20 protein-coding genes and 1 riboswitch are annotated in these 22,056 nt (G+C 61.5%); of the genes, 8 read left to right on the forward strand and 12 right to left on the reverse strand.

Annotated features, from left to right (window positions below):
- Positions 1 to 14: 14 nt before the first annotated feature.
- Positions 15 to 950 (reverse strand): phytanoyl-CoA dioxygenase family protein, encoded by a 936-nt coding sequence (locus GR212_RS10165; protein ID WP_163986370.1) that lies wholly within the window; start codon positions 948 to 950, stop codon positions 15 to 17.
- A gap of 133 nt (positions 951 to 1,083) precedes the next feature.
- Between GR212_RS10165 and GR212_RS10170 the strand changes: the two genes are divergently transcribed.
- Complete coding sequence (locus tag GR212_RS10170) at positions 1,084 to 1,947, forward strand: helix-turn-helix domain-containing protein (protein WP_163986371.1); 864 nt, start codon at positions 1,084 to 1,086, stop codon at positions 1,945 to 1,947.
- On the opposite strand, the gene GR212_RS10175 is transcribed toward GR212_RS10170, so the two are convergent.
- Positions 1,937 to 3,364 (reverse strand): PLP-dependent aminotransferase family protein, encoded by a 1,428-nt coding sequence (locus tag GR212_RS10175; protein ID WP_163986372.1) that lies wholly within the window; start codon positions 3,362 to 3,364, stop codon positions 1,937 to 1,939. The genes GR212_RS10170 and GR212_RS10175 overlap by 11 nt on opposite strands.
- Before the next feature lie 94 nt (positions 3,365 to 3,458).
- Between GR212_RS10175 and GR212_RS10180 the strand changes: the two genes are divergently transcribed.
- Positions 3,459 to 4,142 (forward strand): pyridoxamine 5'-phosphate oxidase family protein, encoded by a 684-nt coding sequence (locus GR212_RS10180; RefSeq protein ID WP_163986373.1) that lies wholly within the window; start codon positions 3,459 to 3,461, stop codon positions 4,140 to 4,142.
- 29 nt (positions 4,143 to 4,171) lie between these two features.
- Entirely contained in the window at positions 4,172 to 4,831 is a 660-nt protein-coding gene (locus tag GR212_RS10185) for a GNAT family N-acetyltransferase (RefSeq protein ID WP_163986374.1), read from the forward strand.
- Positions 4,832 to 4,860: 29 nt separating this feature from the next.
- Here the strand turns inward: GR212_RS10185 and aac(6') are convergent, their stop codons facing one another.
- Positions 4,861 to 5,301: an aminoglycoside 6'-N-acetyltransferase gene (gene aac(6'), locus GR212_RS10190; protein WP_163986375.1), complete on the reverse strand. Its 441-nt coding sequence runs from the start codon at positions 5,299 to 5,301 to the stop codon at positions 4,861 to 4,863.
- Between the two features lie 133 nt (positions 5,302 to 5,434).
- Between aac(6') and GR212_RS10195 the strand changes: the two genes are divergently transcribed.
- From GR212_RS10195 to GR212_RS10215, 5 genes are all read left to right on the forward strand, one after another.
- Positions 5,435 to 6,430, forward strand: coding sequence for a sterol desaturase family protein (locus GR212_RS10195; protein ID WP_163986376.1), 996 nt, complete (start codon positions 5,435 to 5,437; stop codon positions 6,428 to 6,430).
- 219 nt (positions 6,431 to 6,649) lie between these two features.
- Positions 6,650 to 9,973 carry a thiamine pyrophosphate-dependent enzyme gene (locus tag GR212_RS10200; RefSeq protein ID WP_163986377.1) on the forward strand — a complete coding sequence of 1,108 codons (3,324 nt, stop codon included), beginning with the start codon at positions 6,650 to 6,652 and terminating at the stop codon, positions 9,971 to 9,973.
- Positions 9,974 to 10,231: 258 nt separating this feature from the next.
- On the forward strand, positions 10,232 to 11,377 hold the full coding sequence (locus GR212_RS10205; RefSeq protein WP_163986378.1) for a PspA/IM30 family protein: 1,146 nt from the start codon (positions 10,232 to 10,234) through the stop codon (positions 11,375 to 11,377).
- Positions 11,378 to 11,380: 3 nt separating this feature from the next.
- Positions 11,381 to 12,034, forward strand: coding sequence for an OB-fold-containig protein (locus GR212_RS10210; RefSeq protein WP_163986379.1), 654 nt, complete (start codon positions 11,381 to 11,383; stop codon positions 12,032 to 12,034).
- Positions 12,031 to 13,749, forward strand: a complete 1,719-nt coding sequence (locus GR212_RS10215; RefSeq protein WP_163986380.1) for a flotillin family protein — start codon at positions 12,031 to 12,033, stop codon at positions 13,747 to 13,749. The genes GR212_RS10210 and GR212_RS10215 overlap by 4 nt, the downstream gene beginning before the upstream one ends.
- Positions 13,750 to 13,831: 82 nt before the next feature.
- On the opposite strand, the gene GR212_RS10220 is transcribed toward GR212_RS10215, so the two are convergent.
- The 9 genes from GR212_RS10220 to GR212_RS10260 all read right to left on the reverse strand — a co-directional run bounded on the left by GR212_RS10220 (position 13,832) and on the right by GR212_RS10260 (position 22,009).
- Positions 13,832 to 14,677, reverse strand: coding sequence for an aspartyl/asparaginyl beta-hydroxylase domain-containing protein (locus tag GR212_RS10220; protein ID WP_163986381.1), 846 nt, complete (start codon positions 14,675 to 14,677; stop codon positions 13,832 to 13,834).
- Positions 14,678 to 14,976: 299 nt separating this feature from the next.
- On the reverse strand, positions 14,977 to 15,366 hold the full coding sequence (crcB, locus tag GR212_RS10225; RefSeq protein ID WP_163986382.1) for a fluoride efflux transporter CrcB: 390 nt from the start codon (positions 15,364 to 15,366) through the stop codon (positions 14,977 to 14,979).
- Between the two features lie 23 nt (positions 15,367 to 15,389).
- A complete protein-coding gene (locus tag GR212_RS10230) occupies positions 15,390 to 16,760 on the reverse strand; it encodes a voltage-gated chloride channel family protein (protein ID WP_163986928.1) in 1,371 nt (456 codons plus the stop codon).
- Positions 16,761 to 16,875: 115 nt separating this feature from the next.
- Positions 16,876 to 16,963, reverse strand: a riboswitch (Fluoride riboswitch).
- Between the two features lie 64 nt (positions 16,964 to 17,027).
- Positions 17,028 to 17,855, reverse strand: coding sequence for a class I SAM-dependent methyltransferase (locus GR212_RS10235; protein WP_163986383.1), 828 nt, complete (start codon positions 17,853 to 17,855; stop codon positions 17,028 to 17,030).
- Between the two features lie 41 nt (positions 17,856 to 17,896).
- A complete protein-coding gene (locus GR212_RS10240) occupies positions 17,897 to 18,940 on the reverse strand; it encodes a Gfo/Idh/MocA family protein (protein WP_163986384.1) in 1,044 nt (347 codons plus the stop codon).
- 8 nt (positions 18,941 to 18,948) lie between these two features.
- Entirely contained in the window at positions 18,949 to 19,734 is a 786-nt protein-coding gene (locus GR212_RS10245) for a ThuA domain-containing protein (protein WP_163986385.1), read from the reverse strand.
- A gap of 163 nt (positions 19,735 to 19,897) precedes the next feature.
- Positions 19,898 to 20,239 carry a DMT family transporter gene (locus GR212_RS10250; protein WP_163986386.1) on the reverse strand — a complete coding sequence of 114 codons (342 nt, stop codon included), beginning with the start codon at positions 20,237 to 20,239 and terminating at the stop codon, positions 19,898 to 19,900.
- Between the two features lie 19 nt (positions 20,240 to 20,258).
- On the reverse strand, positions 20,259 to 20,822 hold the full coding sequence (locus GR212_RS10255) for a TetR/AcrR family transcriptional regulator (RefSeq protein ID WP_163986387.1): 564 nt from the start codon (positions 20,820 to 20,822) through the stop codon (positions 20,259 to 20,261).
- A 98-nt stretch (positions 20,823 to 20,920) separates the two neighbouring features.
- Positions 20,921 to 22,009: a sn-glycerol-3-phosphate ABC transporter ATP-binding protein UgpC gene (locus tag GR212_RS10260; RefSeq protein ID WP_163986388.1), complete on the reverse strand. Its 1,089-nt coding sequence runs from the start codon at positions 22,007 to 22,009 to the stop codon at positions 20,921 to 20,923.
- Between the last annotated feature and the right edge of the window lie 47 nt (positions 22,010 to 22,056).

Below are 22,056 nucleotides of genomic sequence, written 5' to 3' on the forward strand. Positions count from 1 at the left end.
CGATCTTAAGCCACTTACCAGGGCTTGAGACCCAGCAGCTTCTCACCCAGCGGCGTTAGCGCGGCCGTGGTCGCATTGTGCTTTTCCCATTCGCGGGGGTCGCCCGGAAAGGCATCGCGCTTCGGAGAGTCGAGCTCACGCCAGAGACGGATGCGCTCCTCGCGCTCCGTGACATTGTCGTATTCGGCCGGATGCATGGAGATATATTGCGCCATGCGAACGCGGTTGTCGGAATGGTTCGGGCGAACGCCATGCGCCAGCAGCGAGTTGAAGATCATCAGGTCGCCAGGCTCCATATCGATGTTGACGACCGACAATCCCGTCATGTCGGGATGCATCGGATCACGATCGGCCGGCTGCGTCTTTTCCCATTCCTCGAAATGCTCGAAGAGCTGCGGCACACACTGAAACCCGCCGACATCGCCATCCTGCTTCTTCAGGCTGAGCACGCCCTGGACGCCGATCGGCAGCGGGCGGATCGAGGTGTCGACGTCCCAATGGATGAAGCCGTTCGGATTGCCCTTCACCTTCTTCGGCGGGTTGAGATTGGCGCGATCGATGGTGACCCACAGATCCTCGCGATCCCATATGTCGACGAAGACATCGTAGATCCGCTTTTCCATGCGGTTGTCCCAGAGGTACTGGTGATTGTAGATCTCCAGCATGCCGGTATTGTTGAGCTCCTTCATCTTGTGCTCGCGCCGCTGCGGCGCATACCAGGTGGAGGGATCGTTCGGGTCCTTCTCGTCAAAACGCCACAAAACGTCGGCAAGCCGCTCGACATTCGCCGCCGGCACGGCCTGACGCACGATCACATAGCCCTTCGTGATCCAATGCTGCCAATCGTCCTTCGACAGCACCCTGAGCGGCAATGTCTTCTCGATATCCTTCAGTTGCGTCGTAACCGTGGATGCGGTCGGGTGAGCATCTCGTTTCAAGGCAGGCTGCATCGGTTTCCTCCATCTTGGCTACCCCTTTGGTTTCGGGTGACGGAAAACTTGTAGCCGCAAGCGGCGCTTCGATGTTGCCCGGCTCTGGCCAATTCTGATACTATTCTGGCTTCGTTAGCATTATGGACGCCCCATGAGGCCCTATCTCGAAGTCCTGCCCCGTTCGCCGGAAGCATCCTGGAGCATGTTGAACCGCCGGCTTGACGACTGCATTCCCTTCCAGTGGCATCATCATCCGGAGTTCGAGCTGACGCTCACGCTGAACTCCATCGGGCAGCGCTTCATCGGCGATCACAGCGGGGACTATGGCGACGGCGATCTCGTGCTGGTCGGTCCCAACCTGCCGCACAGCTGGGTTTCGCGCGCCAAGATCGAGGAACAGACGCCGCATATCGCGCTGGTGCTCTGGTTCAATCGTGAGTGGCTGCTGCAGATGACGGGCGGCGCCGTCGAATTCCGATCGATCGAAACGATGCTGCAGCATGGAGACAACGGCCTGCGCTTCTCGGCGGCGACCTCCGCAGCCGTCCGCCCCGCCTTCGAAACCATTTTCGAAAAGCCGCCCGTCGAGCGCCTGCTGTCATTGCTCGGCATCCTGGTCAGGGTTGCGGAAGACCGGCATGCCACGCCGCTTGCCAGCGCACCGGCGCAGGCGCCGGACATCAAGGAAAGCCGCGACCGCATAGACCGTGTCCTGACGCATATGCATCTTCACTATGCCCGCGCGATCGGCCTCGATGAACTGGCCGATATCGCAGCGCTCAGCGTCTCCGGCCTGCACCGCATGTTTCGCCGCCATACCGGCGGGACGATATCGGATTATCTCATGCGCATGCGCATCGGCGATGCCTGCGCCCGCCTTTCCTCCACGGATCAGGCCGTCCATTACATCGGCGATGCGGTCGGCTATGCCTCGCTCGCCAATTTCAACAGGCAGTTCAAGGCGCTGAAGGGCATGACGCCACGGGAATACCGGGCGATGTTCCTCAGGCGCTGACCGGCGCCGCCGCGAGCAGTCTTGCAATCTTCGCCGCCGCCGCGTCCGCCGCCTGCGCCTCCATGCGGGCGATGCCGAGCAGCAGCCCCGGCCGCGCAGGACCGAGATACAGCGCCGATATCGGCCGCACGGCGAAACCGTGGGCATTGATGGTTCGTGCAACGGCAAGATCGCCGGCCCCGACATCCCGAAACCAGCTTGCCAGCTGCAGCCCGCCGCCACCCCCTCCGACCTCGAGCCAGGCGCCGCAATGGCGATCGAGCGCAGAGACGGTTGCCGCCATGCGCTCCGCATAAATACCGTTCATGTGTCTCAGATGCGCGCGGAACCGTCCCTCGCGCATGAAATCGGCAAGCGCTGCCTGGATATGGATCGGCACGACAGCGCCTCTAAGCCGTTGCGCAGCCTCGATGGCCGTCACGAGCCGGGAGGGGACGACGGCATAGGCCACACGCAGGCCAGGCGCGAGCGTCTTTGAGAAAGTGCCTATATAGGCGACCACCTCGCCGCTATCGATGCCCTGCAAGGCGGCGATCGGGCGCGACGCATACTGGAACTCGCTGTCGTAATCGTCTTCCAGCACGATCGCGCCATTGGCCCGGGCAAACTCGAGCAGGGCGAGACGGCGCGTCAGGCTCATGGTCACGCCCGTCGGATATTGATGCGAAGGCGTGACATAGATCAGCTTCGGCGCAGGCCCGGCACCGCGCGCAATATCGATGCCCTCGGCATCGCAAGGCACCGGCACGAGTTCGGCTCCGGCCATCCGCAAGATCGCCTGCGCGCTGGCATAACCCGGTTCCTCCATCCAGACCACGTTACCGCCGGGATCACCGGGATGCAGCAACACGCTCGCAAGCAGTCCGATCGCGGCACCCGTCGACGGTACGATCACGACCTGTTCGGGACGGGCGACCACGCCGCGCGTCGCCGCTACATGATCGAGGATGGCTTCGCGCAACTCATGAACGCCGCCGTGATCGCTATAGCCGAGATCATGCACCCGCAGCGAACGAGCCCTGGCCCCGAGGCAGCGCGCCCAGGCGCCATGCGGAAAGGCGGAAACGTCAGGCACTCCGGGTTCGAACAATCCTCCGGTTTTGAATTCCGTAACGCGTGGCAGGTTTGGCGGCGGCGCTGCGGCCTGCCCGGATAGTGGCGCCGTCGGGAAAGCCGCGACACGCGTGGCGGCGCCGGTTGCCGATTGCAGATAACCCTCCGCCTTCAGGCGTTCATAGGCATTGACCACGGTCGAGCGCGCAACGCCGAGCGAAACGGCCATCGTCCGCGTCGACGGTACACGCTGCCCGGCCGGCATCTGCCCGTGAAGGATGCGGTCGCGCATCAGCCGATAGACTTGTCCCTCCAGATCGCCTGACGTGCGGTCGAGTGCCGGCCATCGTGCCGCGGATACCATGAAACCTCAACTGGTCTGCTAAAAATCAAAAAACTGGCTATTTATAGCCTACCTCTTTGCTGGCAGAGATCAACGCTCAATCGATGAGGAAGACATGGCCGATCACTGCCCGCCAGATACCAAGGATTATCCAGCAACCGAGCGTACCCGCGTGCGGCGCAGCCCGGAGCGCGGCAGCCACGCCCACGCCGACGTCCATGCCATTATGGATGCCGCGCCGCTCTGTCACGTCGGCTATGTCATCAACGGTGCGCCCTATGTGACGCCGACCCTGCACTGGCGCGAGGGCGATTACGTCTATTGGCACGGCTCGGCCGCCAGCCGCTTCCTGCGCGCAGCGGAAGACATGCCTGTCTGCCTGACCTGCAGCATCATGGACGGCTACGTGCTTGCCCGCTCGGCCTTCAATCATTCCGTCAACTATCGCTCGGCCATGGTCTTCGGCACGGCCCGCCTGGTCGATGATGTCGAGGAAAAGACCGATGCGCTGCGCCGCTTCGTCGATGACCTGTTTCCCGGTCGCTGGGACAGCCTGAGGCCGATGACGAGGCAGGAGGTGAAGGCAACGTCGGTGTTGCGGATGAAAATCGATGAGGCCAGCGCCAAGATCCGCAACGGCCCGCCCGGCGATAGCGACGAGGCAGATCATCCCGTCTGGGCCGGCGTCCTGCCCATCGAAAGCCGTCTGGTGCCACCCCAGCCGGCGCCCGGCTTGCCCGACGGGATAGAACTGCCCCAATCGCTTGCAGAGCTGATACAATCCGGCCGGCTTCGCTAGACTGCATTTGATGACCAAAGGACTTTGACATGGACCTCACGAACTGGAAGGGCGTGGCTCGCCCCGAACGCATTACCCTCGACGGCCGCTATGCCAGGATAGAACCGCTCGATCCGGCCCGCCATGGCGAGGATCTTTTCGCATCGGCCCAGGCACCGGGCGCGGAAGACCGCTTCCGCTACCTCTTTGAGGATGCGCCGGCCGACCGTGCGGCTTTTACTCCCTGGCTCGAGAAAGCGGCGTCCGGCACCGATCCGCTATTCTTCGCGACGATCGACAAGCGAACGGGCCGCGCCGAAGGCCGGCAGGCTTTGATGCGGATCGACAATACGCATGGCGTCATCGAGATCGGCAGCATCCTGTGGGGGCCTGCGATCGCCCGCAGCCGCGTGACGACCGAAACCCTCTATCTGTTCGCATCCTACGTCTTCGATACGCTCGGCTACCGCCGCTTCGAATGGAAGTGCAACAACCTCAACGAACCGTCGAAACGGGCGGCCGAACGGTTCGGCTTCGTCTTCGAAGGTATCTTCCGCCAGCATATGGTCGCGAAGGGTAAAAATCGCGACACCGCCTGGTTCGCCATGATCGACTCCGACTGGCCACGGCTGAAGGCCGGCTACGAGCGCTGGCTGGCCCCGGAGAATTTCGACGAGGCCGGGCATCAGAAAACCAGGCTGGCATTCTGATAGGCCAAGTCTGTCCCTCCAGCCCTGACCTATAGGAATTTGCGGAAATAGACCACGCGCTCGGTTTCGATAAAGCCGAGCGCGGCATGAAAGGCATGGCTGGCAAGATTGTCGACCAGCGCGTCCGAGGCGAACTCCCTGCAGCCGGCAGCCCGCCCCCATGCGGCGACAGACCGGCAAAGCGCCCGTGCAATCCCCTCACGCCGATTCTCGCTGCGCACATAGATACCTTCGAGGAAGAGAACCGGAGACGTTTCGCAGCCATTGACGTAATCGTGCCGCAATGTCGCTTCAGCAAAACCGACGACATGACCGGCAGAATCGATCGCCACGAACGCAACACCATTCGGATTGGAGCGAAACTGCGCCAGCTCCGCGCGATGATGTTCGAACGAACCATCGGGCCAGAGCTCCGTGCGCAAGCGCGCCCAACCCTCCAAATGCCCGTGCCCCGCTTGCTCTATCCGCATGACTCGACCTCCCACCTAACCGGCCGTCGCCGGCGAACGGAAAAATTTCGCTTTCGACTCCACAATCATCGCGCTACATATCGCCCATACTCCCGCGTAAATTTTTCGCTGACCAGAATCTGAGGACGATGAAATGAGATTGCAAAGCAGTTCGCGTCTTTACGCTGCTGTTTCCTCCCTGTTGTGGCCCGCCATCCTGTGCGCCGGATTGACCGGCGCCTATTTCGCCTTCAACTCGGACATGCATCTGCTCTGGTTCAACGTCGTCTATCTTTCGACGGTGGCGGTGATTGCCCTGTTCGAGCGGCTCATGCCCTATGAAAAGACCTGGCTGAAGCGCGACAACGAAACCTTCAACGACGTCGCCCACACGCTGCTGAACAAGGGAGGCGTGCAGATTGCCGCCGCGATCGGTACGTCCTTTCCCATGGCGGTCGCGACCGTTGCACAGCCGGCGCTGAGCTATCACTCGCATTTCTGGCCGGACCAGTGGCCGATGATATTCCAGGTGGCGCTTGGCCTCGTCATCGCCGAATTCGGTCTCTACATGGCGCATCGCCTGGCACACGAGCATCTGTCACTATGGCGCTTTCACGCCCTGCATCACAGCGTCGAACGCCTCTGGGTCATCAACACAGGCCGTTTCCACGTCATCGACACGCTGTTCAAGATCGCGCTCGGGCAGATTCCGCTTTACTTGCTCGGCGCGCCTTTACCGGTCTTCCTCTGGATCGGTGCGGTCACGGCTTTCATCGGTCTGCTCACGCATTGTAACATCGACATGCGCACCGGACCGCTCGACCTCATCTTCTCCACGCCGCGCCTGCATCGCTGGCATCATTCGAAGGTGCTTGCCGAAGGCAATACGAATTATGGGGAAAACCTCGTGATCTGGGACCAGCTTCTCGGGACCTTCTACAACCCGCCACGCCCCTCCTCCACGAACATCGGCATCACCGGCAAGGTCGCCAACGGCTTCCTCGCCCAGCTTGCGCAACCCTTCTCCAAGAAGGGCCGCAAGGAGATCATCGGCAAGAAGCCCAAGGAACTGATCTTAAAGGAAGAACAAGCAGCGAAGGCGGCCGCGGCAAGGCAGCGCGCCAACGCCTCGATCCGCAAGTCCGGCTAGCAGGCTTTCGATGGAGCACACCTTCGGCATCCGGCAAGTGCTTCGTCGAACATGCCTTGTGGATAGAAACATCCGGAAAAACTTCAGCCCGACACTATGCAAATTTCCGTTTCAAAGCGGGAAGATATTGTCATGGAACGTGTATTGAAAAAGGCAGCTCAGGGGTCTACCTAGGGTCCCTGAAATCGAATTAGGCGAAAGATTAGGAAAATCATTGAGATGGAAGGGAGGTTTACAAGAGAATACCTCAAGCAACTTCATAGAATATTTTTCATTTCCCGAGAAATAGACCGCCTTGAGCGTGAATTCATCAAGCAAGGCATAGCACATTTTCATGTTTCCGGCGCCGGACATGAGTCTACGGCGCTGCTCAACGAATTCCTCCACGACGACGACTGGCTGCATCTGCATTATCGCGACAAGGCCCTGATGCTGGCCCGCGGCATGCCCATTCGCGAGTTTTTCTCCAGCCTGCTCGCTACCGCCAATTCCCATTCCGCCGGCCGGCAGATGAGCGCGCATCTTTCATCCCGCGCTCTCAACATCACGTCGATCGTCGGCCCTGTCGGCAACAACGCTCTGCACGCCGTCGGCGTCGGCGCGTCGCTGAAGAACAAGCCCGGCATGCCGATCGCCATCTGTTGCGTTGGCGACGGCACCACGCAGCAGGGCGAATTCCTTGAAGCGGTCGCCGAGGCCGTGCGCAGCCAATATCCGGTCGTGTTCGTCATTGAGGACAACAGCTTCTCCATCTCGACGCGCACGAGCAGGCAGACGTTTTTCGACCTCCCCGACGGCCCGGCTTCCTCCTTCTACGGCATCGACATCATTCGCACCGACGGAGACGATCTGGCGGCATCGCGGGATGCTTTCCGCAAGGCCGTCCGCCACAGCCGAAACAACCGCACGCCAAGCATCGTGCTGCTGAACGTCGAACGTCTCTCCGATCACACCAATGCCGACGATCAGAAGACCTATCGCACGCTGCTCGAAATCGAGGCGGGCTCCTCGCGCGATCCGCTGCCGAGCTTGCGGGCAATGCTGCATGAGGCGGGTGTCGATGCCGACGCGCTTCAGAAAATCGAACAGGAACTGATAGCGGAAGTGCAGGCGGAAGCCGCGCTTGCCCGCAAGGAAGATGCCCCCAAGGTCGAGCCGGAAGCAAAGGCTCCCTATCCTGCCTCCTTCGAAAGCAAGAGGGAATATCGCGGCAACGAGAGCGCATCGACGCTGACGATGCGCGAGGCGCTGAACGTCGTCCTCGACAAGCAGCTCGCCGCCAATTCGGAAGTCGTTCTCTTCGGGCAAGACATCGAAGATCCGAAGGGCGACGTCTTCGGCGTCACCCGCGGCCTCAGCAACAAATATCCCGGCCGCGTGCGCAACGCCGCCCTCACCGAATCCACCATCGTCGGCACCGCCGTCGGCCGGGCGCTGGCCGGCCAGCGCCCCGTCGCCTTCCTGCAGTTCGCCGATTTCCTGCCGCTTGCCTATAACCAGATCGTCTCGGAAATGGGCAGCATGTTCTGGCGGACCAACGGCGCCTGGGAAGCCCCGGTGATCCTGATGGTGAGCTGCGGCGGCTACAAGCCTGGCCTCGGCCCGTTCCATGCCCAGAGCTTCGAGGGAATGCTGGCCCACACGCCGGGCATAGACGTCGTCATGCCGTCCAGCGCCGGCGATGCCGCCGGCTTGCTCAACGCCGCTTTCGAGTCGCGCCGCCCCACGGTCTTCCTCTATCCCAAGGCTGTCCTCAACAATTCCGACGGCCGCACCTCCGAGGATCTCGACAAGCATTTTGTCCATCCCGGCCTGTCGCGCCATGTCGCCCGCGGCCGCGATATCACCCTGGTCAGCTACGGCAACACCGTTTCGCTCTGCGCCAATGCCGCAAGCGCGTTCGAGGCCCAGGGCTTTTCCGTGGAAGTGATCGATCTTCGCTCGATCTCACCCTGGGATGAGAAGGAAGTGCTGGCAAGCGCAAGGCGCACCCGCCGCCTGATCGTCGTCCACGAGGACAACCGCACCGTTGGCATGGGTGCGGAAATCATTGCCACCGTTACCGAAAAGACCGATGTGCCCGTCGTCGTGCGCAGGCTCGCGCGTTCTGACGCCCACATCCCCTTCAATTTCCGCAATCAGCTTGAAACCTTGCCCTCCTATCGCAAGCTGGTCGACCTGATGGCCGAGGTCCTCGAATGCGAGGTAACCTGGCACGAAGAAGACGACAGCGGTCCGACGGCTGCCATCAAGGCGATCGGTTCCGGTCCGGCCGACGAAAATGTCCTGGTGACGGATATGCTCGTCAAGCCCGGAGACAAGATCGAAGTCGGTCAGCTCGTCGCCGTCGTCGAGGCGACCAAGGCATCGGTCGAGATCTGCGCCAATATCGGCGGCGTGGTGCAGGAAGTCTTCGCCAAGATCGGCGACCAGATCGCCACGGACAGCCCGCTTCTGACGGTCGACGCCAATCGCGATCTGAGCGAGCAGAATTTTGCGCTCGCGTCCGAAATCCAGAACAAGTTCGTGCTGCGTCGCCTGAAATCGCATGTCATTCCAACGCTGCGCCGCCATTCCGGCAACTTCTCCGAAATCGCCATCAACGGCATCGGTTTCGCGACGGGCGCCCGCCGCGTCTCCAATGAAGAGATCATCCACAATTGGCCGAACCGGCGTGCTGAGGAAATCTTCGCACTGACCGGCATCAAGAGCCGCTTCTGGATCGGCCCCGGCGAAGGCACCTTGAGCCTCGCCACGAAGGCTGCGCGCGATCTGCTGCGGCAGAACCAGATCTCGATCCACGATATCGATCTGGTGATTGCCGCGACAGGAACGCCTGATATCGCCACGCCGTCGCTCGCAAGCCGCGTCGCGGTTGCCGTCGCCGAAGACGGCGTGCGGCCTTCGCTTGCAGCCTACGACATGGGCGCGGCATGCTCCGGCTATCTTTACGCGCTCCAGCAGGCCCATGATTTCATCGCGCAGCAAAACGACGCCAAGGTGCTCATCATCACTTCGGAAGTCCTGTCGCCGCTGCTCGACATGAACGATTTCTCCACCGCGATACTCTTCGGCGACGCCGCAACGGCCAGCCTCGTGACCAGCCGCGACATGGCGCGCAACCCGCTCTTTACCGCCAGCCGACCCATCGTCAGCGGCCGGCCGGAGCCGGGAGATCTGCTCTACGTGCCGCTCCCGGACGATGGCGTCATCGCCATGAACGGCCGCTCGGTCTTCACCGAAGCCGTCCATTCGATGACCCGATCGATCGAAAACGCCTGCGTCGATGCCGGTATCGAGCTTGCCAATCTCGATCTGCTTGTGCCGCATCAGGCCAACCAGCGCATCATCGACACCATTGCCAAGCGCAGTGGCCGCCCGGCGCTGAGCGTCATCGAGACCTATGGCAACACCAGCTCCTCAAGCATTCCGCTTGCCATGCTGCATGTCGCCAACGAACGGTCCGAGCCCCTGAACCTTGGTCTGGTGGCCTTCGGGGGCGGCATGACCGCCGGTGCGGCGATCGTGCGGACCGTAAAGTAGCCGCACGCGCGATTTAGACGCGGCTTCAATCCATGATGAGTGATCCAGCGCGGCCGACAGGCCGCGTTGCTTGCGTGGCTATGGTTTTTTCTGGACCCGCTCACTACATATGCGCGAAGATTTTCCCGACTTGCCGCCTATGGGAAGCGTGAAGCATCAAGTTTTTGCAACCTATGCGGCCCATCGTTCATTACAATTCATTCATGTTTGATGCCGTGATCCCTTGAAAAGCACCTGAGCGGTGCTTTACTTGTATGCATGGCTAAGGCACACGCACCAACGCACCGCTCTCGTCTGCGATACGATCTCGCTCCCAGTGATGCAGCGCGCCAGGCGCTGGACGATACCTTTGCCGCATACGGGCGGATGATGAAGCTGCTGGCAGAGATCGTTCCGGACAAAGCCGGCGCGAACCTCGTCACGCTTCACGATCTTGCCTATGAGACCATCCGCGAACGCACAGCTTTGCCCGCGCGCCTCGTGACGCTCGGCCTGCGTGATTTTGCGGCCAATCGCGGCGAGCCTGCCGATCTGAGCCGGCTGCCGCTGGATGAAAAGCTCTTTGCCATCAAGGGTCCGTCAGACCTGACAATCTCGACGGTGCACGGCCGGGTTGCCGTGCCCTTCGACGTGGCCGGCTATTTCAAGGGCTGGGACAGCAATATCCCCGCCTACCTGATCGCCGATGGCGGCCACTATGCGATTCACATCGGGGTAACACCAAACTCCCCCCGAACGGAGGATAACATGACGATGCATGAAGGCATTCTTTCCCGCATGGGACGACTGATCGCAGGCCTCGCCAATGCCGCGGTCGACACCGTAGAAGGCGCCAACAAGGTCGCCGTCATCGAGCAGGCGCTGCGCGAGATCGATGCGGCCGCTGACGAAGCGCGCGCCGATCTCGGCAAGGCGCGCGCCGAGGAATACCGCATCCAGAGCCGCCGCAACGAAATCGTCGAGGATCTTGCGGCTCTCGAGGCAAAGATCCGGCTCGCGATCTCCGCCGACCGCGAAGATCTCGCCAAGGCCGGCGTCGCGCGCCAGATCGATCTCGAAGCCCAGACCGCCGCGCTCGACAAGGCTCTCGCGGATGCAAACGCGCAGATCGACGAGGGCCAGAAGGCGCTTCAGGCCGTGCTTGCAACCCGCCGCGAGGCGGAAGCGCGGCTGGTCGATTTCAAGCGCAGCATTGCCCGCCATGCGCCCGAGGAAGCAGCGGGCGGAAATCCGCGCGCAACGCCGACAGCCGGGGCAGCCCGCGCGGCAGCAGCCGTCTCGCGCCTGACCGACGTACCGTCGGGCGAACCAGCCACCAGTGCCGAGCTCGATGAGCTCGACCGCCTGCACCGGGAGCAGGCCATCGAAGCACGCCTTGCCCGCTTCAAGGCCAACGGCCAGTAAACGATGCACCTCTTCCTCGCACCCGAATGTGCGCCTTTTGCCATAGCGGCCATGATCCTGATCGGGTTGACCGTCATCGAAATCCTGTCGTTGCTGCTCGGCTTCTCGCTGAGCGAACTCATCGGCAAGCCGCATTTCGAAGGTCATGACGGCGTGCTCGCCGGCCTGCTGTCATGGATCAACATCGGCGGCGTGCCGTTGCTGATCCTGATCATGCTGGTCCTGGGCATCTTCGCTGTGACGGGTTTTGCCATCCAGACCGTGGCCGACATGGTCTGGGCGCCGCTGCCGGCGATCATCGCCGCTCCTCCGGCCTTTCTCGTCACCGTCCCCCTGGTCCGGCGTTCGACGCGCACGATCGCCAGGATCGTGCCGCGCGATGAAACCTATGCCGTCGACACTGCCGATCTCGTCGGCCGCACCGGCATTGTTTCCATCGGCCCTCTGGATCAGGGCCTGCCCGGGCGCGTCGGCGTCAAGGACGCACATGGCAACTGGCATCAGCTGCGCACCTGCGCCGCCAAGGGCGAAAGCCCCTTGCCGATCGGCGCCAAAGTTCTGCTTGTCGACCGCAAGGCCGACATCTTCATCGCAGTTTCCGCCCCATCGGACCTTGTGGGATCCGATGATAAATCCTCTACGGAGCAACCTTCATGAACGGCATTTACGACCTTATTCTTCCCGCTGGCATCGGCCTCGTCCTGATCCTCGGGATCGGCTTTGTCCTTGCCTCGCTCTATGTCCGCTCGAGCCGGGATGAGGCCTATGTACGGACCGGCCTCGGCGGTCAGAAAGTCGTGCTCGACGGCGGCTCCGTCGTCCTGCCGATCTTCCACTCGATCGCCCGCGTCAACCTCAAGACCCTGCGCCTGGAAGTGCAGCGCGGCGAGAACGACGCGCTGATCACCAAGGACCGCATGCGCGTCGATATCGGCGCCGAGTTCTATGTCCGCGTCAAGCCGGACAGCTCCTCGATCGCGCTCGCCGCCCAGACGCTCGGCAACCGCACGAACGACAGCGAGCAGCTGCGCCAGCTGATCGAGGCGAAGTTCGTCGACAGCCTGCGTTCGGTCGCGGCCACGATGAGCCTCGACGCCCTGCAGGAGCAGCGCATGGATTTCGTCAAGGCCGTGCAGGATGCCGTCGGCTCAGACCTGCAATCCAACGGTCTCGAACTGGAATCCGTGTCGCTGACGCGCCTCGACCAGACCGATATCAGGCATTTCAACGCCAACAACTTCTTCGACGCGCACGGCCTTGCCGCGCTGACCCGCGTCACCGAGGCCCGCAAGAAGGAGCGCAACGAAGTCGTTCGCGATACCGAAGTCGCCATTGCCCAGAAGGACCTCGAGGCTCGCCAGCAATCGCTCACCATCGAGCGGACCAAGCGCGAGGCCGAGCTGAACCAGCAGCGCGACATCGCCAACAAGTCGGCCGCCACCCGCGCTGAAACCGCCCAGCAGGAGCAGGCAGCCAAGCGTGCCGAAGAGGAAGCACGCATCGCCTCCGAACAGGCCATCGCAGAACGCGAGGCCGCCGCAAAGCAGGCCCGTGAATCCGCCAACATCGACTCGGCTCGCGCCGTGCAGCAGCGTGAGACCGAAGCTCGCCGTGACAACCAGATCGTCGCACAGGAAAGCGCCATCGCGGTTGCCAACAAGAGCCGCGAGGAGTCGGAAGCCAGGGCAAAGGCTGAAGCCGCCCGCGCGCTTGCGATCGCCGCCGAAGAAAAGGTCGGCACCGCCAAGGCCGTCGAAATCGCGGACCGTGAAAAGCAGATCGCCGTGATCGACGCGCAGAAGCGCGCACAGACCCAGGCGACGGCCGTCACGATTGCCGCTGAAGCCGAAAAGCAGGCGGCCATCGACCAGGCGGACGCCATCAAGACGCTGGCAACCGCCGAGGCCGATGCTGCGATCATCAAGGCCAAGGGTATTCTGGAAACCGGTAAGGCGACCGCCGAGAGTGAAGCGCTGCTCAACGAAGCCCGCAACAAGCTCAGCCCCGCCATCATCGAATTCGAGATCACCCGCGAGCGCATCCGTATCGTACCGGCCGCACTTGCCGAAGCGGTCAAGCCGATCGAGAAGATCTCCGATATCCGGATCTTCGACACCGGCGGCATGCTCGGCCGCAACGGCAACGGCGCGAACGGCGGCAGCGGCGTCGGTCTCGGCGAAGGTCTTGCCGGCCAGCTGCTCTCCTACCAGGCCAACAAGCCTATCCTCGACCGCCTGCTGAAGGAGGCCGGCTTCGACGGCGACAACGCCATCTCCGCGCTGCTCGGCAATCTGGACGGCAAGACCAATGCCCAACAGCCGGACGAAGAATATTACGACGAAGATACCGAGGAGACGGATAAGCCGGCCTGACGGTTAAGCTCGGCGAACAAAAAAACAAACCCCGGAATCCCTGTGGATTTCGGGGTTTTCGTTACTTCACCTGCCGGCTGGATCAAGCCTTCGGACGATTTCTGAACGCCTCTGCCTGGGCGTAGAACTTCTTTTCCCATTCCTTGTGATTGTCGAGGCCCTCCTTGATGAAGGGCGTGAAGATCGCCAGGTTCATCAAGGCCCAGTTGACGAAGCGGGCCGGGAATTTCAGCGGCTTGACGAAATCGACGAAGAGCACCACACGGGTCTTGTCGGAATGGTTCCAGGCCTCGTGCTCATAGGCGTCGTCGAAGATCAGCGCCTTGCCTTCCTGCCAATGGCAAACCTGCTTGTCGACGCGGATGGCGAGCTTCTCGTTCGGCTCCGGCACGATCAGCCCGAGATGCAGACGCAGCACACCATTATAGGGGCCACGATGGGCGGGAAGATGCTTGCCCGGCTCGAAAATGGAGAACATCGCCGTCGTCAATCCGGGGATCTTCTGCACCGCCGCCCAGGTATTCGGGCACGCCTTGATATTCTGCTCCGATTTCACCCCGAAACCGAGAAGGAAGAAGGTCTTCCAGCGCGTGTCGGTCGAAATGGTCTTCACGTCGGTGGAAATGTCCTGGAAGGTCGGCAGCTCGCTCTGGCGCAGCAGCACCTTTTCGAGCTCGGCGCGGATCGCGGGGTAATCCTTCTCGATCTCGGCGGCCCAGGGGAAAGTCGCGTTGTCATAGACAGGCGGATTGCCGAGTTTGGCATATTTGAGATTGAGCCGCTCGGCCCAGGCAACGATGCCCATGAAGAAGCGCGTCATCGCGCTTGCACGATCCATCGGAGCGATGCCGGCGGTGCCGAAGGTCTGTTCCGGGCTGGGAGATTGATTGGAAGTGGGAGCAGGTGCGCTCAAGGGGCTCTCCGTCATGTCTGTCTCTAAGGGCTGTCCAGGGAGAAAGTCTTGGCCCGGGGAATCTGCATGCGAATCCCGAAGGGGCAACAGGATCGAAACTTGGGATATTCGCCTGTCCCTTCCCGATTGACACCCGACTCCTTTGTTATGCGGTGATTGCAATAGTCGATTATATGAGTTGATTAGTCGAATTTCGCAAGAGAGTCCCTCCACAACGAGCGGTGGTTTGTCCTGGAATGAGTCTCCGGCGATTCCCGAGAGGAATTCACCTCAGAATCGGCAAAAATACGGCGAGATCGATCGACGCCGTATCACTATACGGTTTGAGCCTGAATTATTAGCCGGACAATTGCAAGTCCCGCAATCAGAGCGCCGATCGACAGCAAAACCGACAGGATCACATAGGCAATGGCCGGCACCCACTGGCCGCGCTCCCAGAGCGCGACGCTTTCCAGTGCAAAGGTCGAAAACGTCGTGAATCCACCCAGAACGCCGGTTGTCAGAAACAATCGCACCTCCTGCGACACACCGCCGCGAAAGACGAAATATTCCGTCAGCAGCCCCATGATGAACGCCCCGAGGACATTGATGATGAGCGTGCCGAATGGAAATTCGATCCCGAGCAGGCGGGCGGCGACCTCGTTGATGCCGAGACGGAATGCGCCGCCCACTCCGGCACCGAGAAACACGATAAGATAGAGCACGACAACCTCCACCGATCCTTGCGTCAGACCCTTTCGATCTTATGGGTATTCTTTCTCCGCGTCTCCAGGCCGCGTTCCCGAATGTAGCGAAGTGGCATATCGGCAGGAATCTGCCCGGAGACTGCGCTCTTGGCGATGCCGAGACGCTGGGACAGATAAATGCTGGTATGCCCGCTGCAGATGTAGGCAAGGAAGCAGGCCACGGCGAGATAGACGGTATGCGTCGCGCCGAACAGCTCGATGCCCATGATCATGCACGCGAGCGGCGTGTTGGTCGCGCCGGCAAAGACGGCAACAAAGCCCAATCCGGCAAAGAGATCGGTGGGCGCGCCCAGAATGGCGGCAAGCGCATTGCCGAGCGCCGCGCCGATAAAGAAAAGCGGCGTCACCTCACCGCCCTTGAAGCCGGCGCTGAGCGTCACGATCGTAAAGACCGCCTTCCAGAACCAACTCCAGTAGTCGACATGGGCCGGATCGAAGAAACCGAGGATCGTCGCATCGCCGGGATTGGGCGACCAGACGCCAAGCCCGAGATATTGCCGGGTGCCTAAAAGGTACACGAGACCGATCAGCACCGCGCTGCCGATCACGGGCCGCAGCGGAGCATAGGCGCAGAAGCGCTTGAAGGCCGCAGACGCCATATGCGAGACCTCGCTGAAGCAGCGTGCCGCCAGGCCGAACAGGACACCGGCAATGCCGACCTTGACAAGCAGCAACGCATCGAGATGGAAGCTGCTGGCCGGGGTGCCGGCAAGGTAGCCGATCTGATACTGGATATGCTCGATACCCCAGGCGTGGCAGGTCCAGTCGGCCGCGATCGCGGCCGCAAGGCTGGGGATCAACGCCTCATATTGCATACGCCCGATCGTCAATACCTCGAGAGCGAAGACCGCCCCCGCGATCGGCGTACCGAACACTGCGCCGAAGCCCGCCGCTATGCCCGCCATGAGAAGAATCCGGATCTCGGCGTGGCTGAGCCGAAAGGTCTTCGCGAAGGCGCTGGCAATGCTGCCGCCAAGCTGCACGGCCGTCCCCTCGCGGCCCGCCGAACCTCCGACCAGATGCGTCAGGACCGTCGAGACCAGAATGAAGGGCGCCATGCGCAACGGCACGCCGCCCCCAGGCTCGTGGATCTGGTCGACGATCAGATTGTTGCCGCCTTCCGACCCGCGACCGAAGCGCTGATAGACAAGCACCATGAGAAAACCGGCGACCGGCATCAGGAAAATCAGCCAGGGATGGTCGAAGCGCGTCGCGGTTGCCTTGTCCAGGCTCCAGAGGAACGCCGCGCAGAGCGAGCCGACAACGACAGCCATCGGCACGACCAGGATGATCCATTTGAACAGGCTGCGAAATTGCTGAAAGCGATGATGGAAGTATACGGATGCGGACATCATTTTGCCCCTCCCGCGAAGCCGATGGACGGTCTTGCGGGGATACTGGATAGGAAATATGAACGGGATAACGGCAAGAAAAAAGACACGACTCCACTCCTTCGCCTTTCAGGCGCCTTGAGTAGGAGTCATCAGCTTCCCTGGAAAAATCAGAGCAGCGGTTCGGCCACATGGCCCGGCAGAAATCCATTACCGTTGATATTTCAATATAGAAACAGGCCCGCCACTGTCAACGGACTGCGGCCAAAAGCATCAGCTGCCATGCCTTCAAACGGCCCTGGCGATCATCTCGATCGGCGCGAGCAAGCCGCCTTCGACCGATATGTTGACATTGCCGCTCCGCTCGCCGGCGCGCGGCCCCATCAGCGTGCGAAAGCCCTGGTTTCGGCCGCCGCCTGCGGCGGCCTTGGCCCGCGCCTCATGTGCCAGCCGGATCGCCAGGGCGCTGCGATCCTGCTCCAGCTCGAGCCTGAAGCCGGCCTCCTCCAGCAGATGGCGATAGACATCGGGACTGCGGACAAAACTCGTCTCCGGCTCCATCGCCCAGGGCATCGGAAAGGGAAGCGCGCCGTCACGCATCTGCATGACCTCATAGAGCCCTAAACGACCGCCCGGCTTGAGAATGCGGCGGATCCCGACGAACAGCCCCGCCTTGTCCTCGATGTTCATGCCGACATGAATGAGCGTTGCCCGATCGAAGCTGCCGCTCTCGAAGGGCAGGTCCAAGGCACTCCCCTGCCGGAAGGAGACCTGGTCCGCCATGCCGCAGCGGACCGTGAGCGAATTGGCGACCTGAACGAATTCATCGGTGAGGTCGATGCCCGATACGCTGCATCCATAGGCATCGGCAAAATGGCGGGCGGGTCCGCCCAGCCCCGATCCGATATCGGCAAGCCGCAGGCCGGCGGACAGATCGAGATCGCGCGCGAAATCCACCGTGGCCGCATGCCGCCCCAGATGGAACTCATCGACGTCGGCCAGATCGCGGAGACGCAGATTGTCGATATCCTTGCCGTTTTCAGCAAGGCTTTGCAGGATCGCCGTTTCCAGCGATCCATGCGTGTAGTGGCTGGCAACTTTTTCCTCGGTAGACATGCTTGCACTCCCAAGGCCTTGCCTGAAGGTGGTCCGTGGCTTCAGACCTTCAGTTCGCGCCGCTCGGTTTCCGTTACCATGGCAAGATCCAGCACGCGCTGCAAGTTGGCTGCGTGGCGGAAGCTTGGGTCCTGGCTGCTGCCGGTCATGACGGCTTCGGCGAAACGCTGGTAGTTGGTCAGCACCGGTGGCACTTCGATGACCCTCCACGTTGCCGTTTCGGTGTCATCGCCGAGGCAACCCCGCAGCTCGGAGCCGTTCGGGCTGTGAGATACTTCCAGGCCGCCGCGTTCGCCGTAAATGCGCAGCTTCAGCTCGTTCAGGTGCCCCGTCGCCCAGCGGCTCGCATGCACGACGCCAAGCGCACCGTTGGCGAAATCGACAGCCATCGAAAAGCTGTCGTTCGCATCGAGCGTATACTCGCCGATACGCTCGCCAGGCGCCTTGTTGAAGGTCTTCAGGCGGGCGAAGACGTGGTCGATATCCGTCGCGGCGCCATAGGCGGCGAAGTCGAGGATATGGATGCCGATATCGCCGAGAACGCCGTTCGAACCATGCCCGGTCGACAGGCGCCACAGCCACTTGGACTCGCTGCGCCAATCGCCCCACGCCTTGGAGACCAGCCAGCTCTGCAGATAGGAAGCCTCCACATGCTTGACCGTGCCGATCTCGCCCGAAATCACCATCTCGCGCGCCTTCTGCAGCTGCGCGACATTGCGATAGGTCAGGTTGACCATGTTGACGACCCCTGCCCTCTCGGCAGCTTCCGTCATCTCGAGTGCCTTTTCATAATTCTCCGCGAGCGGCTTCTCGCAGAGAACATGCTTGCCGGCGGCAAGCAGCGGCAACGTCGTCGGGTTGTGAGCCTTGTCCGGCGTGACGTTGGTCGCCGCATCGAACTCGCCCCAAGCCAGCGCCTCGTCCAGCGACGAAAAGCGCTTCTTGATATCGAACGTATCGCAAAAGGCGGTGAGCCTCGTCGCATCCGTATCGACGGCGCCGACGATTTCGACGCCAGGAATGCGGGCGAAATGCTCCACATGGTTCTTCGCCATGCCGCCCGTGCCAACTACTATGAGACGCATCTGATACCTCAGCGATAACCGGCTTCGCCGGCCTGGTGGAGTCTCGGGCCGCGCTCGACGATCGGCTCCAGTGCCTTTTCGACCGGCACGTTCGGCGCATCGTGGATGCTGGCCTGCGTACCGAGCGGGTTGTAGGCCCATTTCACCGAGTTGATGAGAACCTTGTGAACCGTATCGTTGTGATAGGTCGGATAGGTCTCGTGGCCGGGGCGGAAATAGAAGATATTGCCGGCGCCACGGCGCCAGGTCATGCCCGAACGGAAGACTTCGCCGCCCTGGAACCAGGAGATGAACACGGTTTCCAGCGGCTCCGGAACGGAGAACTGCTCGCCATACATTTCCTCGTTCTCAAGCTCGAAATGCTCGCCGAGACCGGCTGCGATCGGATGGCGCGGATTGATGACCCACAGACGTTCGCGCTCGCCGGCCTCACGCCATTTCAGCGCGCAAGGCGTGCCCATCAGGCGCTTGAAGATCTTGGAGAAGTGGCCGGAATGCAGGACGATGAGCCCCATGCCTTCCCATACTCGCTTGGCCACGCGCTCGACGACCTCGTCCGCGACGCCGCCATGGTTCTTGTGGCCCCACCACAGCAGAACGTCGGTATCCTTCAGGCGAGCTTCGCTGAGGCCATGCTCCGGCTCCTGCAACGTTGCAGTGGTTGCCTGAATACCGGCATCCGTATTGAGCGCCTTTGCGATGGTGCTGTGCATGCCTTCCGGATAGATCTCGGCGACGATCTTGTTTGTCTGCTCATGAATGTTCTCGCCCCATACGACGGCACGAATAGTCATTACGGCACTCCTCTGATACCATTGATATTGAATAGGTTATGCGATCCAAAGCGCTTTGGGAAAGCGCCATATTTCAAGCCTCCGTCAGCCTATTTTGGCAAGACATAATGCCTCCACAGCGATTTGACAAAGGCAAAAGCAACCATGAACTACACCTCTGTTTTCAGTGCGACACGGATTTTGAGAAAAGGTTTACGACGAGCACCCCGACAATGATCAGCGCGAGGCCGATGATGGCGGCGAGATCGAGTTTCTGGCGGAAAAGCACCACCCCCACTATCGAAATCAGCACGATGCCGAGCGCGCTCCAGATGGCATAGGCAATGCCCACCGGGATGACCCGCAACGTTACCGAAAGGCAATAGAAGGCAGCCGCGTAGCAGACCACCAGAACCACCGTCGGGCCGAGACGAGTGAACTGCTGCGACATCTGCAGGGCCGTCGTACCGACGACCTCCAGCACGATCGCGACAAGCAGCACTGCATAGACCGATGCGTTCGCCATTCCATTTTCTCCGATAATGTTAGAGCTTTGTCAGTTCGACCAGCCGGTCGATCAGCCTTTGACGAGAGCTTTGGTCCATGTCGTGGCTGCCGAGCAGGTCCGCAAGCCAGATCCCATCGGTCGCCAATCTGACGATTGCGGCATCCACCGATGAGTCCGTTCCGACATATTCCTCGCTGCGCTCGCGCACCCATTCGCGCCAGCGCTGCCGCAATTGCGGTTCGCTGAGCAGCACCATCGTCACCTGCGCCCAGTCCTTCGTGCCCTGCGGCTGATCCCGCAATGCCAGGCAGGCATGCAGGTAGCCGCGGGTAAAGCGGCCATGCGGCAGCGGATCGGCGCGCATCGCTTCCTCGATTGCAGCGTCGAGCCGTTCCAGAAGGCTGTCGAACAGCGCTTCCAGAAGCATGTTCTTGCTGGGGAAATGATGCAGCAAACCGCCCTTGCTGACGCCGGACGCGCCGGAAACGGCATCCAGCGTCACCGCTGTCATCCCCTTTTCGGAAGCAAGCCGCGCCGCGACCTCCAGCAATTGCTGGCGGACGAACAGAGGCTGCTTCTTCCTGTGGTGCGCAGTGGACATGGCGACATAACATACCAGTTGGACGGTTTCGTCAATGATCTAATCGGCGGCCTTTGAAGGCACAGTCGGGTATGGCTGGTCTTTCTGTTGTGTCCTCCTCAGTTTACGGAATGATACGCGGCATCGTTCGCATCGAAGATGCTCACCTTCTTTGCATCGACGGCAAAGGCGATCGGCGAACCGGTCGCAACGGTCGTCATGCCTGGATCGGTGCCGATGATCTTCGAGCCGTCCTTGAGCCTGACGTGAACGAGCGACCGGTCGCCAAGACGCTCCACGGTCTCGACATGGCCGCCAATATCGCCCTTCTCCGAGGTCGTGACGACCAGATGCTCCGGGCGGATGCCGAGCGTCAGCCCGGCGTTCGAGAGACCGTCGAGCGCGACAGCCGTCCTGATGACCGAGCCGTCCGGCAAGGTCGCCGTCGCCAGGCCGCCGGCATCGCCGACGCCGGCTATGCTTATGAAGTTCATGCCCGGCGAGCCGACGAACTGGGCAACATAGCGCGTCGCGGGCCGCGTGTAGATCTCCACGGGTGAAGCCACCTGCTCGATCTTCTTGTTGTTGAGCAGCACGATACGGTCGGCAAGCGTCATCGCCTCCACCTGGTCGTGGGTGACGAACACCATCGTCGCGCCAAGCCGCTCGTGCAGCTGTGCCAGCTCGACGCGGGTGCGCGTGCGCAGGCCGGCATCGAGGTTGGAGAGCGGCTCGTCGAAAAGGAACACATCGGGCTCTCGCACGATGGCGCGGCCGATCGCGACACGCTGACGCTGACCGCCGGAGAGCGCCGAGGGCTTGCGATCCAGGAGATGCGGCATTTCGAGGATCTTGGCAGCCTCCTCGATGCGCCGGTCGATCTCGGCTTTCGGCGTCTTGATGTTGCGCAGGCCGAACGACATGTTGTCGCGCACGGTCATGTGCGGATAGAGCGCGTAGGATTGGAACACCATCGATACCCCGCGCTCGCCCGGAGGCAGCTGATCGACGCGCCGCCCGCCGATCCAGATCTCGCCGCTGGTGATCGACTCCAGGCCCGCGATCATCCGCAGCAACGTCGACTTGCCGCAACCGGAGCCGCCGAGGAAGACGACGAACTCCCCGCGCTCGATCGTCAGATCGATGTCGTTGAGAACCTGCACGGCACCGAAATGCTTGGTGAGGGACTTGATATTGATACCTGCCACTTTACTCCTCCTGCGGAAAATCGAACTTCGTCGGACCTGCCATTCAT

It is taken from the genome of Martinezella lusitana (assembly GCF_010668395.1).
GTDB lineage: Bacteria > Pseudomonadota > Alphaproteobacteria > Rhizobiales > Rhizobiaceae > Rhizobium > Rhizobium lusitanum_A.